General features: G+C 35.5%; 13 protein-coding genes. All 13 read right to left on the bottom strand.

Annotated elements, in window-relative coordinates:
• Positions 1–73 precede the first annotated feature (73 nt).
• On the bottom strand, positions 74–763 hold the full coding sequence (locus AR685_RS12160) for an OmpA family protein (protein WP_059124736.1): 690 nt from the start codon (positions 761–763) through the stop codon (positions 74–76).
• 23 nt (positions 764–786) lie between these two features.
• Positions 787–1,278: a lipocalin family protein gene (locus tag AR685_RS12155; RefSeq protein WP_059124735.1), complete on the bottom strand. Its 492-nt coding sequence runs from the start codon at positions 1,276–1,278 to the stop codon at positions 787–789.
• A 198-nt stretch (positions 1,279–1,476) separates the two neighbouring features.
• Positions 1,477–3,144: a S8 family serine peptidase gene (locus tag AR685_RS12150; RefSeq protein ID WP_059124734.1), complete on the bottom strand. Its 1,668-nt coding sequence runs from the start codon at positions 3,142–3,144 to the stop codon at positions 1,477–1,479.
• Positions 3,145–3,154: 10 nt separating this feature from the next.
• Positions 3,155–3,763 carry a WbqC family protein gene (locus AR685_RS12145; RefSeq protein ID WP_047445591.1) on the bottom strand — a complete coding sequence of 203 codons (609 nt, stop codon included), beginning with the start codon at positions 3,761–3,763 and terminating at the stop codon, positions 3,155–3,157.
• A 67-nt stretch (positions 3,764–3,830) separates the two neighbouring features.
• Complete coding sequence (lepB, locus tag AR685_RS12140; RefSeq protein ID WP_059124733.1) at positions 3,831–5,474, bottom strand: signal peptidase I; 1,644 nt, start codon at positions 5,472–5,474, stop codon at positions 3,831–3,833.
• A gap of 106 nt (positions 5,475–5,580) precedes the next feature.
• Entirely contained in the window at positions 5,581–6,282 is a 702-nt protein-coding gene (gene dapB, locus AR685_RS12135) for a 4-hydroxy-tetrahydrodipicolinate reductase (RefSeq protein ID WP_059124732.1), read from the bottom strand.
• A gap of 23 nt (positions 6,283–6,305) precedes the next feature.
• A complete protein-coding gene (locus AR685_RS12130; protein ID WP_059124731.1) occupies positions 6,306–6,941 on the bottom strand; it encodes a DUF5683 domain-containing protein in 636 nt (211 codons plus the stop codon).
• The gene (locus AR685_RS12125) at positions 6,942–7,832 is read right to left on the bottom strand and encodes a ParB/RepB/Spo0J family partition protein (protein ID WP_059124730.1); all 891 of its coding nucleotides are present in this window, start codon (positions 7,830–7,832) and stop codon (positions 6,942–6,944) included.
• A gap of 91 nt (positions 7,833–7,923) precedes the next feature.
• On the bottom strand, positions 7,924–8,697 hold the full coding sequence (locus AR685_RS12120; RefSeq protein ID WP_047445884.1) for a ParA family protein: 774 nt from the start codon (positions 8,695–8,697) through the stop codon (positions 7,924–7,926).
• A gap of 167 nt (positions 8,698–8,864) precedes the next feature.
• On the bottom strand, positions 8,865–9,698 hold the full coding sequence (locus AR685_RS12115; RefSeq protein WP_047445581.1) for an energy transducer TonB: 834 nt from the start codon (positions 9,696–9,698) through the stop codon (positions 8,865–8,867).
• 256 nt (positions 9,699–9,954) lie between these two features.
• Complete coding sequence (gene hemL / locus AR685_RS12110; RefSeq protein ID WP_059124729.1) at positions 9,955–11,238, bottom strand: glutamate-1-semialdehyde 2,1-aminomutase; 1,284 nt, start codon at positions 11,236–11,238, stop codon at positions 9,955–9,957.
• Between the two features lie 257 nt (positions 11,239–11,495).
• Positions 11,496–12,551 carry a glucosaminidase domain-containing protein gene (locus AR685_RS12105; RefSeq protein ID WP_047445574.1) on the bottom strand — a complete coding sequence of 352 codons (1,056 nt, stop codon included), beginning with the start codon at positions 12,549–12,551 and terminating at the stop codon, positions 11,496–11,498.
• 79 nt (positions 12,552–12,630) lie between these two features.
• Entirely contained in the window at positions 12,631–13,533 is a 903-nt protein-coding gene (locus tag AR685_RS12100; RefSeq protein ID WP_047445572.1) for a 1-aminocyclopropane-1-carboxylate deaminase/D-cysteine desulfhydrase, read from the bottom strand.
• Between the last annotated feature and the right edge of the window lie 59 nt (positions 13,534–13,592).

Genomic DNA, 13,592 nt, shown 5'->3' with positions numbered 1-13,592 from the left:
AAAAAATCTGATGCATAAAAATACAAAAAAAACCGCCAAAGCGGTCTTTATGATTATATTTATATGTTAATGATTACTGCCCTTTCTGAGCGTCGTTGATCATTTTTTCGTTCGCAGTAATTGCAAACTCTACTCTTCTGTTTTTCGCACGTCCTGCATCTGTATCATTAGAAGCTACAGGCATCGCCTCACCTTCACCTAACGCAAACATTCTACTTGATGCAATTCCTTTTGACATCAGATATGATTTTACAGAACCTGCTCTTCTTTCAGAAAGTTTCTGATTATAATCATCTGCACCCACACTGTCTGTATGACCGTAGATATTGATATTTGTGTCTGGATTATTAACTAAAACCTGAGTAAGTTTATCTAAATTGGTTTTAGCTACAGATGTAAGATCTGATGAATTAAATGCAAATGTAACAATACTTTCATTCAGGGTAATTTTGATACCATCACCTACTCTTTCTACTTCAGCACCAGGTAAAGTTTCTTTGATCTCTTTAGCCTGTTTATCCATTTTGTTTCCAATAACATTACCAGCAACACCACCAATTACTCCACCTAAAACGGCGCCTAAAGCTGCATTTTTACCTTTCCCTACATTATTTCCTAAAATACCGCCAATCACAGCTCCTGAAGCTACACCTACTGCTGTTCCTCTCTGCTGGTGATTAGAATTCTGTACAGCTTCACAACTTGTAAGCAACAGCGCTGACGATAAGAAAAATGCTCCTATATATGTTTTATTAAATTTCATTTTGTTTATTTTTAAATATTAAATTATTTCATTGCGGTTCTTTCAAAGTTGTAAACAACCCTTACAGTACTTCCGTCAAACGGTACATTTTGCTCCAATGAAAACTGATCTGTATTCATATTAATAACATTCAGCGTGTAACCTACTGTATTCTGTTTTGCTTTTGTACCTTCCTGAATTTTTTTGAACATAAAAGTATTCCCATCTTTTACTTCAAATTTAATTGGTTGTGACAATGAAGGACAAGTTCCACCACCGTTTAAAGTATAAGCACCTGTATAATTATTTGGAATGAATCTCCAGTGACTTCCAACGAAACATTGTGCATCTGCACCTTCGTCGAATGGTTTAATCTTATATTGCTTGTCGTAGTCGATGCTAACAATCTGGAAATCTCCTTTCATTTTAAGAAATTCAGATTTGTTGCTTTGCGCATTTCCGGCTTTTTTTACGGAGGAACAAGACACTGCAAAAAGTGATGTTCCCAACATTCCCGCAAGTATTAACTTTTTCATATTGTAGATTTTTATTTTTTCAAGTCTATGCTCTGAGATTATTTGAAGTGGTGATTAAATATTTCAAATCCTTCAATTCCATAGATTGTTTATTATTCATAAAGTTAGTACAAAAAACCGTGCCAAACAAAAATACAGCAAAATAAAAAAGCCCGAAAAATCGGGCTTCAATGTTTATCATCAATGATTAATTGACTCTTATTTTTTAACAGCTTTTTTTGTCTTTGCAGGCTTTTTCACTTGAGTAGATTTCCCATTGTAAAAGGTAGTAAAAGCGTATTCTGCTGCTTTTTTAACATCAATTACTCCACCAGCCTGAGACTTGTTTCCAAACTCGTTTTCTGTACTTGCATTACTTGTCTTCACTAAAGACTCGATGATTTGCGCAGGTGTAAGGTTTGGCATATAAGCCAATAATACCGCTGCTGCACCTGCAACCACTGGCGAAGCCATTGAAGTTCCCTGTTGGTAGCTGTACTCATTATTTGGAACTGTAGAATAAATTTCTTGTCCAGGCGCGAAAACATTCACCATTGTCTTATTGTAATTTGAGAAACCTGCTCTCAACTCACTATTATTATTGGTACTTGCACCAACAACTAGAACATTATCTACGAACGGAGCCGTATCAGTCACATTTTTAAAGTTGGTAGGATATGCTAAATGTTCTGCAACATCTTCATTTTCATTCCCTGCTGCTTTTACCAAAAGAACTCCTTTGTCTTGTGCATATTTAAATGCATCCCAAACAACATTTTTACCTGGAGAAACTGGTTTACCAAAGCTCATATTTAAAACTTTAGCACCATTATCTACGGCATATCTAATGGAGTTAGCAACATCTTTATCTCTCTCATCCCCATTAGGAACAGTTCTTACGACCATAATCTTTGCCACCTTTGATGCTACACCATATTGCACTTCTTTACCTTGTGGTAAACCTGCAATGATACCTGAAACGTGGGTTCCGTGTTCTGCATCAGGACCTTGATAGTGATTATTTCCGTATTTTTTTTCAGAATAGTCATCGTAATTGTCTCCTACAATTTCTGCTCTTGGATCGTATGCTAAGTCGTACTGTTGAGCCATTGGCTTAAAATGATCAAGCGCACCTTTCAGTTCCTCTTTAAGCATTTTCTCTACTTCCGCAGGAGATTTACCCGCAAATTCAGGGCTTTGTGCCAAATTATTTAATACTTGAAGACCAATTGCCTGCTTTTGCTCAGTCGGTTTTATATTGGCAAGATTTTCTTTAGTTAACGGTCTCCCATTTAACATCTTAACCATTTCCGGAACCGCATCATTCACCATGCTAGCTTGTTGATAGCCTTGTTTAGCGTCTAAACTCTTTTTAGTGAAAAGGTCTTTAGACTTCATATACATGGCAAATTCTTCAGGCATTTTTGCTTGATTTGCTTTGTTTTTAGTAGAATCATCGCCCTCGAAAAGTGGCTTATATTTAGCAACAACCCTCGTCACTTCCATATTATCTACCCCAATGTCTCCATTTTTACCACCGATAAAATTCCATCCGTGAACGTCATCAATATAGCCATTCCCATCATCATCTTTTCCGTTATTCGGAACTTCATTTGGGTTTGACCAAATATTTTTCACCAATCCCGGATGATCAACCTGAACACCGCTGTCTAGCACTCCTACAACAACTGTTTTAGGTTTAAGACCTTTAGATTCAAGATATTTATAGGCATTTTCGGTATTTACTCCGTATACTTTAGAGGTGGCAAAATCTTTATGATACCACGTCATTAAATCTTTATCATTTTTCGGATCAACGGCCGCGCCTTGAGCATAAGAATAACTAAAGCCTGCTAAAAAGACAGCAGCTAATACTATTTTCTTCATTTTACTAGAATTATTTAATATTTTTAAGATAAGTCACAGATTCTGGTCCTTTGTTACAAATTAAATCTAAAATTGACAAATCTTTTAAGAAACCATATTTATCGGTGAATGTTTGATAATATTCTTCCATTTGAAATTCTGTTTCAACTTTCGTGGAAAATTTTTCACGAAAATTAATCTCAGACGGATTTTTGATATATTCATGATTCAAAGACTGTGCCTTTTCTGTCTTTAATATTTTCTGGATAATGTCGATACCTTTTAAATTAAAATCCAGTAAAAATTTTTCTTTTTTCTCGTAGAGCACTTCAAACTTATCTTCATAATACTCAAAATATGCCGATCCTTGGTAAACATTTTTTATTGATTTCCAGTGAATCTTCAGCCAATCTTCTCTGTAAGAAATTTCGATGTCTTTCATCTCTCTTTTTCCGGTATGATTGATTGGAATAATGAGAGAAAGTTTCCCGTTTGCTCCGTAAATATTGGTTCTGTTTCTGTACGTCTGTTTAGGAAAGCTTTCGTACTGCTCGAAAGTCACTTCATTTTCAGGATCTAAAAAAACTGAAAACCATGAGATCGGTGGTAGATAAAATACCGGTAATAATACATTCTTCATTATTCATTATATATAAAAATGAAGTACTTTTTCAAATACTTCATTTTAATTTAGTTTACAAATTTAGTTATAATTCGTCTTCAGTTTTTTTCTTTCCAAAAAGTTTTACAAAATATTCCCAACCAAAGAAAAGGACAAGGATCATTGCAGCAATCCACCAGTATGAAGTTTTGTTGGCTTCTCCTGTGTTGGTTGCTTTAAACATTCTATCCCAACGCACTCTCATTCCGTCTGCTTGATAAGAAGATTGTGAATCTTTGAAAGCTCCTTCTACACTCATCCAGGTAAACATCGGCTTCCCTACAATGTTTGCTTCAGGTACAAAACCAAAGAACCTTGCATCTAATGAAGCGTCTCTGTTATCCCCAACCATCATATAGTAGTCCTGCTGAATAGTGTATTGATTGGTTTCTTTTCCGTTAATGAAAATTTTTCCGTTTTTATTTTCTAAAGTATTGTGCTCATAGTTTTTAATGATCCACTGATATTCTGGTAAAGTTTTATCATTGATCGCTACAACATCACCTTTTTTAGGAATTTTTAAAGGACCATACTGATCCTGATTCCATCCGCTGTTGATTGGGAAAATTGAATTGGTGGTATCAATTTTCTTTCTCGCTTCATCTCTATAGTTAATTGATAATTCTCCTTTCGCTTGGACATCTTCCTTCATATCAATCACCTGAGGAAGCTTTTTGATTTCTGCAGCCGTTTTATTGGTTAAACCCTGGAAAGCATAAATAAATTTATCCCCATTTGGAATTTCTTGAACAGGTAAAAATCCATAAATATTATAAAGGCTTGGAATATCAAGCTGACTACCGGTATTGACAATATATCTGTGCTGAACTTCTTGGTCACCTAAAAATACTTCAGGCTTACCATTGATAAACATTTTACCGTCACGCATTTCGAAAGTATCCCCAGCAACTGCAACACATCTTTTCACATAAGGATCGGCACGGTCAAGCGAAACATGAACAGAATCTCGTGGGTAATTGAAAACCACAATGTCAGTTTTTTGAGGTTTGTTAAACTGGAAGATTCTTTCGTATGGCAGTTTCACAGCTTCAACATATGATTTCGGATCATCTTTCGGGTTTCCTTTTTCACCTGTATCCAAAATGGTTCCTTGAAGAAAAGGAATTGCCAAAGGACGCATCGGTAATCTGTACCCATAGCTCCACTTATTAACAAAAAGGAAATCTCCTACCAAAAGCGTTCTTTCCATTGAACCTGTAGGAATTCCGAAAGGTTGCGTAAAAAAAACGTGGATGATGGTTGCAAAAACAACTGCAAAAGTGATAGATCCTGCAAAAGTATCTTTTTTCTTAGATGCCTTTTCATCTTCTGTAAGGTATAAATCGTTTTCATCTTCCAACTCTACATCTTTAGAGTAGTTAACAGTTGCCATGTATATGAAAGGCAAAATTACCGTTAGGACCTGATTCTGAACAAGACTTTTGCCAAATTTCTTCATCAAATAAATGTGAAAAACAGACATCATAATCGGACCAACAATTGGAAGATATGATAAAATCGCCCACCACTTCGGGTGTTTTGTTTCTTTTAAAACAATGAAATAATTGTAGAAAGGTACAAAAGCCAACAGCGGACTATACCCCATTTTCTTGAACAGTTTCCAAGTGGAAATCCCCATCAATACTGATAAAATGAGAACATAAACTGTGTACGTTAAAAAATAATTCATAAATTTCTGTGCCTAATCTGTGATATAAGTGATGAGCAATGTGTAATACATATTGATTACACTAATTTCTATTATTAGTTTGAAAAGTTGTTGTTTTGTTACACCTTTAAAGTCCCAAAACGTCTTTCATTGTAAAATTTCCTTTTTTATCTTTGATCCATTCTGCCGCAACAACAGCACCTAATGCAAATCCGTTCCTGTTGAATGCGGTGTGCTTGATCTCTATTTCATCAACTTCACTTCTGTAAAAAACACTGTGAGTTCCTGGAACTTCATCTTCACGGATTGCAAAAATACCCAATTGCTTATCCTGAGTTTCTTCAAGCTTCCATGCATTATATTTTGCATTATTTTTGAAAATTCCTTCTGCTAAGGAAATCGCAGTGCCACTGGGAGCATCCAATTTGTGAATGTGATGAATTTCTTCTAACTGACAAGAGTATTCGTCGACATTTTTCATTAAATCTGCCAGCTTCTCATTTAATGCAAAAAATAAGTTGACCCCTAAACTGAAATTTGAACCGTACAAAAATGCAGTTTCGTTTTCTATGGCTAAATTTTCTATCTCTGATTTTCTTTCTAACCAGCCCGTTGTTCCGCAGATTACAGGAACTTTATTGACCAAACAAGCTTTAATATTGTCAAAAGCTATTTCAGGAAGAGAAAATTCTATAACAACATCTGGATTATTTAAATTTTCGGCAGTTGGAGTTTCTTTTAATCGGGCAACCACTTCATGACCTCTCTTTGTGGCAATTTCATCAATGATTTTGCCCATTTTACCATATCCAACTAATGCTATTTTCATATTAGCTATTATTATTTAAAAAATTAAAACTTGAAATTTAAACTTATGCCCGTTTTCGGAGGATTGCTTCCAAAATCATCATAAATGACGGCTGGAGCAAAAGTCAAATCAGGATCTTTACGTCCTTCATACAAGTGAGCATCTACTACAGCATCTACAATATTTAAAATGTATATAAGGCCGGTAATTGCAATAGCATAATCGCGCTGTCTCTTTGATCTGTCCTGAGCGTTCCCAAGTGCTATCTTATCCAAATAAGGTCTCTGATCAACAAATTCGTTTGGAGTTCCATTAAGTTTTGCGATGTAATACTCTCTGTATTTTTTGTACTGATTCTGATTCCAGATGGCAATTCCTACACCAGCTCCCACTGCTCCCCAAACAATTGGGATCTTCCAGTACTTCTTGTTGTAAAACTGTCCCAACCCCGGTAAAACCGCAGAATACAGACCTGCTTTTGTAGGATTTAGTTTAGTTACGACTACTTTAGCAGGAGCATTTACCTTCTCAATACTCTCTACAACTGATGTTTCGGGAATCTTCTTTAGAACAGTACTGTCACCTGAAACGGTTTCTACCTTCACTGTATCATTGGGAATCACCTGCGAAAAGAAAACCGCAGATATGCACAGGAAAAATGTTAAAATGATTTTTTTCATTTATTTAATATGAGATAAAATATATTCTAGCTCATCTTCATTTTTAAAATCTAAAACAATTTTACCTTTTTTACCGGTTCCCACTGTTTTTATCTCAACCTTAACATCAAGAATATCCGCAATTGTCTTCTGAGCTCTTCTATAATTATTAGAAAGCTCAACCTTTGCTTTTTTCGCTGCAGGAGATTTCGGATTCTTGAATGCAATCGCTGCCTGTTCAGTTTGGCGCACGTTCAGTTTTTCTTTGATAATCAGTTCAAATAATGCCTGCTGATGTTCTTCATTTTCAAGACTGATAATTGCTCTACCGTGTCCTGCAGAGATCTCGCCACTTCTGATGGCATTCTGAATATCCGGATTTAATCTCAGCAATCTGATAGAGTTGGTAATTGTACTTCTGTCTTTCCCTACTCTTTGGCTCAGATTTTCCTGAGTCATTCCAATTTCTTCCATCAACCTTTGGTAGGTCAATGCAATTTCGATTGAGTCAAGATCTTCACGCTGAATGTTTTCAACAAGAGCCATCTCAAGCAATTCCTGATCATTCACCAAACGAATGTAAGCAGGAACCGAGGTTAAACCTGCAATTTTACTTGCTCTGAAACGTCTTTCTCCAGATATGATTTCAAATTTCTCACCATCTTTTCTTAAAGTAATCGGCTGAATTACTCCAAGATTTTTGATGGATTGTGCAAGTTCGTTTAATGCTTTTTCGTCAAAATAAGTTCTTGGCTGAGTGGGATTAGGGTAAATATCTTCAATAGAAACCTCCATGATATTTCCTACAAAATTTTCAGCTCCCTCATCAGTTGCTGAATTTACCGTAGCTTTAGATTCTGCGCTCAAAATCGCACCTAAACCACGCCCCATCGCTCTTTTTTTGTCTTTCATATTATGCATATGGCAATTAGCCTACAGCTTTTTGCGTTAATGTGTTATCAATTATTTGCAATCAGAAACAGCCAATTGCTATAAACTATCTTTAATTCTTTACTAAATTTTCGTTTTTCAGCAGCACTTCTTCTGCCAACTGAAGATATTGGATTGCTCCTTTACTTTCTGCATCGTAGTTGAGGATACTTTCACCAAAACTTGGCGCTTCGCTTAATCTTACATTTCTACTGATGATGGTTTCAAAAACCATTTCCGGGAAATGAGCGTTCACCTCTTCCACGACCTGATTAGACAATCTCAATCTACTGTCATACATCGTCAAAAGCAAACCTTCAATATCCAAGTCCTTATTATGTATTTTCTGAACATTTTTAATCGTATTCAAAAGTTTACCCAAACCTTCCAAAGCAAAATATTCGCACTGAATCGGAATAATTACAGAATCTGCAGCAGTAAGTGCATTCACGGTAATCAAACCTAAACTTGGTGCGCAGTCGATGATGATATAATCATAGTCATCTCTTACTGTTGCCAAGGCTTTTTTCAACATGTACTCACGGTTGTCTTTGTCTACCAATTCAATTTCTGCGGCTACCAAATCGATGTGAGAAGGTACGATATCTAGATTCGGAGTTGTTGTTTTCTGAATGCAGTTTCTTGTTTCCACACTGTGCTCCAAAAGGTTGTACGTAGAGTACTGAACCTCTTCAACACCAAGACCAGAGGTCGCATTAGCCTGCGGATCTGCGTCGATGATTAATATTTTCTTCTCTAATACCCCTAATGCTGCGGCTAAGTTTACAGCGGTTGTAGTTTTTCCTACTCCCCCTTTTTGATTAGCGATACCTATGATTTTTGCCATTGCTTGAACTTTAAGTTTCAAAAATACACTTTTTTCTCTGCTTTCAAGGAATGGGTAAAACGAAAGATGAGTTAAAATATTGTTAATAAGGATTTTAGACATTAAAAAAATTATCCACAAAAAATAGCATTTTGTGGATAAGTGAAAAGATTTGTTTTTGAATAATCTTAATTATCGAACTTCATGGAAATAGGAAACTTGAAATAACTTCTTACAGCTTCTCCATCTTTATTTTTACCAGGAATCCATTTGCCTTTTACAGATTTGATGGTTCTTAATGCTTCTGCGTTAAAATCTGAGTCACGTCCATCTGCCTTAATTCCTGAAATTGTTCCGTCTTTTTCTACAATAAAAGTAACCGTCGTTTTCATTACATCATCAGAAGCAAAACCGGATCCGTCAAATTTATTCATCACCTTAGTTCTGAAAGACTCTATTCCCCCTTCGAAATCTGCCTGTACAGCAGCCACTTCAATTGCATTTTTATCTTTAACAATTACCACTGGAGGTTGTACCGTTTTAATAACCGGTCCAGTTCCTGGAATTGTTGTTGGTGGAACATATGTATTTGTAGCAGGAGGTGCAATAAAATCATTTTTCACACCAGCAACTGCATCTTTCGGAATATCTTTCACAATATTACTTTCGTCTGCATTTCTTGTAGGTGTTACTACTTCCGCATTATACTGTTTTACACTTGGAGGTGGTGTAACTTTTACAGGCTCAATTTTCACAGGTGGCTTTACAGTAGGATCTTCTGGGATAAACACCGGTGGAGGAAGTACATATCCTCCGTCTGTCACTGGTTCAACAGTTTTAAACGCCGAAATAATCATTGGCGTAATAGAAATTACTGCCAGAAGACTCACCCCTATAAAAAGTGATTTCGTCAGAATTCTGTCTGATTCATTTCTTAAAACATAGGCGCCGTATTGTTTGTTACGGTTTTCAAATAGGATTTCATTCAGTCGAAATTCCTGGTTTTCTAGTAGGTGTTTCATCACGATAAAAATTAAAAATGTTAATATATGGCGATTATTAGTTTTCTATACTGTTTGAATTAATTATTAAAATAATATCAAAATATTTGCCAAAAAATTATCAAAAACCAATCATTTACTAAAAAACTATATAAAAACAAAAATTTAACTATGCGAAAAACAACATTATATGTTTAACCTATTTAAATTCATTTTCAGATAATAAAAAAAGATGAGGAAATCCCTCATCTTTTTCTAATCATTATAAACATGTACTTTAAGAATATTGAAATTTCCTAACCGCTTCCAAGGTCATATCAATTTCTTTATCTTTTATGGCGTCGCTTATAAAATACGTTTCGTAGCCACTTGGCGGAAGATAAATTCCGTTGGTTAACATCTGATGAAAGAAATTATTGAATAGCGAATGATTGGCATTCTGCGCTTCATCAAAATTCGAAACCCTGTTGATATGAAAAAATACCGACATCATCGAACCCTTTCTGTTTATTTTATGCTCTATACCTTTTTCATTTAAAATTTTCCCAATTTCAAAATCCAAAGTTTCTGTAGTCTTATTAAGATTATTGAAGAAATTTTCATCTTTTTTAATGAGCTGTAAAGTTTTTAGACCAGCTCTCATTGCCAAAGGATTTCCGCTTAGCGTTCCGGCCTGATAAACTGCGCCTTTCGGAGCAAGACAATCCATAATTTCGTTTCTTCCGGCAAAAGCACCAACCGGTAGACCTCCACCGATTACTTTTCCGTAGGTTACCAAATCAGCTTTCACGCTATACATCTCCTGTGCACCACCAAACGCCAGTCTAAAACCGGTCATCACTTCATCGAAAATTAATAAAGCTCCGTTTTCGTCACATATTTTTCTTAAGTTTTGCAGAAAACTATTTTCAGGCAAAACGCAACCCATATTTCCGGCCACCGGCTCGATGATGACCGCTGCAATTTCACCCTGATTATGTCTGAATAAATCCTGAACCTGCTCAAAATCATTATATCTTGCCAACAAAGTATCTTTCGCTGTTCCTTCAGTTACTCCAGGAGAATTTGGGTTTCCAAAAGTAGCAGCACCACTACCCGCTTTTATTAAAAACGAATCTGAATGCCCATGGTAACACCCTTCGAACTTTACAATTTTATCTCTTCCTGTAAAACCTCTTGCTAATCTAACAGCACTCATACATGCCTCTGTACCAGACGAAACCATTCTGATCTGATCAATATTCGGGACATTTTCTGTGATGAATTTGGCAATTTCCGTTTCCAACTCAGTGGGTGCACCGAACGAAAATCCTTTCTCAGCCTGAATTTTTAATTCTTCCAAAACCTCAGGATGGGTGTGGCCTAAAATTGCAGGCCCCCAAGAATTGATGTAATCCACATAGGTATTATCATCAGCATCTGTAAGATATGCACCTTTTGCCGATTTCATAAAAACAGGCACTCCGCCTACAGATTTAAAGGCACGAACAGGAGAGTTTACCCCTCCCGGAATATATTTGTAGGCTTCTTCAAATAAAGCTGAACTTCTTTGGTATTTCATTTTTTATAATTGATAATTGATATAAAAACAGGGTTTATTAAGTGACATTTTTCAAATGCAAAAAACACAAAAGGCACATCTTAAATATAAGATTTTCAAAAGTGAACAAAATAAATGCGTTACATTTTTGCAAACTTTTGAAAATCTTTTTTTTTAAAATCATTTCTTCTGTTACTTTTGCTCTGATGAGCAATATTTTTTTTTGCGAAAGAGTAAAAAAGAAACAAAAAAATTTACCCAAAACCGGCAACTAAAGTTTAGTTTCTTGGTTTTTTGTCAATAAGATAAATAAGTTGTCCGGCAGCAGGTTTTTGCCCCTCTTCCATTCTGTTTTTCGCGTATAATTTATTGAGCTTTACACCAAATTTTTGTGCAATGTCGTGCATATCTTCACCGAAATCGGCTTTGTAAGTCGGTGTATTTCCATCAGAATTTTTCGATTCCAAAAATACAATATCATCTTTTTTCAGAATATCAGACTGCAGGTCATTCCATTTTGTCAGTTTGCTGTCGCTGATTTTAAATTTATTGGCAATAAACTGAATATTGGTATCTTCAGGAATCACTACATATTTCAAACCTCCATTTGGGTGGCTTTTAATTAAAATAGAATTAAGAATTTCAGTTTTTGTTTTAATGCGTTCTACTCTTTTTTGCTGTTGAGCATACGATGACGGCTTGTACGGAACTTTTATAGTAACAGGTTCTGTTTTTTTTATTTTTTTTGAAGGTTCTAAACGAGCCATGAATGTCTGGTCATTTTTCAAATCTGGGTATTTTTTCAGAACCGCATAGAGAACTTCGGTAGATTTTACATCATCAAATTCATACAGCTTATATCTTTCGATTTTGCCTATAAGAATCGAGGCATATCGCGGATTGGTTGCGTAACCTGCTTTTTTCAGACCGTGAGCCCACGCTTTATAGTCTTTCATATCCAGATCAAAAAGCTTCGTATAGTATTTTCTCGTTGCCAAAAATATAGAATGGTCTTCGTAAGATTGTTTTGGGTCATCATACACACGGAAACACTCATTAGGAGCATCATCGGTATGCTTCATGGTTCTACCCGTCCAGTCTTCTTTACATTTTATTCCAAAATGATTTTTCCCTTCCTGAGCCAGGCGGCTTTGTCCGCCACCAGTTTCCAAAAGACCCTGTGCAAGCGTGATTGAAGCCGGAATTTTGTATTTTTCCATTTCTTCAACTGCGTACTGTGCAAATTTTTGGATGTATTGGTCTTCAGTAGCCCATGTCTGAGCCGAGAACTTTGATAAAACTAAAAGGCTAATGAGTAAGAATAGTCTTTTCATGTTTCTATTTTTTTGAATTATTAAGTGAAAACTCATAAAGTCAGCTTATCTTTAAATAACTGCTTCAAGTTGTTCAACTTTATCGGATTAAATTTCTATTTTGTTTTTCTAAAAGCATGTTGGCTCCTTCTATTCCCTGCAAACCTCCGGTATGAAAACATAAAATTTTGCTCTCTGCAGGAAAATAATTATCATCAATCATCTCAAAAACTTTCTGCATCATTTTCCCTGTGTACACAGGTTCTAACGGAACATCATACTTCATTTTAAAATCATTAATAAAACGTACGTTATCATCATTTATTTTCCCGTAACCGCCAAGAGCCGCATCGGTTAGATGATAATTTCTTTTTGAGGTTAATTCTGAAATCCTGTTTTCTAAAGAAGTGTCTTCGACGACTTTAAAACCTATAACTTTCTGATTTCCTTCACAAAAATGCGAAATCCCAGCAATAGTACCTCCGGTTCCAACTGCGGTGCAAAGATAATCAAAATCTTTTGTATCGTTATTCAGCATCATTTTAACGCCCTCAACAGCTTTTGCATTCGTTCCTCCTTCGGGTATGATCAAAGCATCTGGAAATTCAATTTGTAGTAATTCTGTCATTTTTTGCTTATTGCGATAATCATCGCGAGTAACAAATCTAAAATTCATCCCATTTCTTTTGGCTGTAACCAAAGTGGGATTATCTATCCATTTTTTCTCTAATTCTTCCCCTCTGATAATTCCTAAGGTCTGAATCGAAAATATATTCCCAACCGCTGAAACCGCAGAAATATGATTGGAGTAAGCACCACCAAATGTTATAATTATAGGTTTTTCGGGACTACTTTCAAGATAATAATTAAGATTATAAAAAATCTTCCAGTATTTGTTCCCTGAGATTTGAGGATGAATGAGATCTTCTCTTTTGATAAAGAGTTTCACATTTTTCTCAATTGGAATTTCAACAATCGGAATATGAATTTCTGGAATTTTCATTGATGCAAATTTCCAGAAATTATTTTAAATGAGAATTCTTATTTTTAATTTTTAAAAAT

The organism is Chryseobacterium sp. JAH, assembly GCF_001507335.1.
GTDB lineage: Bacteria > Bacteroidota > Bacteroidia > Flavobacteriales > Weeksellaceae > Chryseobacterium.
This window is presented reverse-complemented; position numbering and strand designations above follow the sequence as displayed.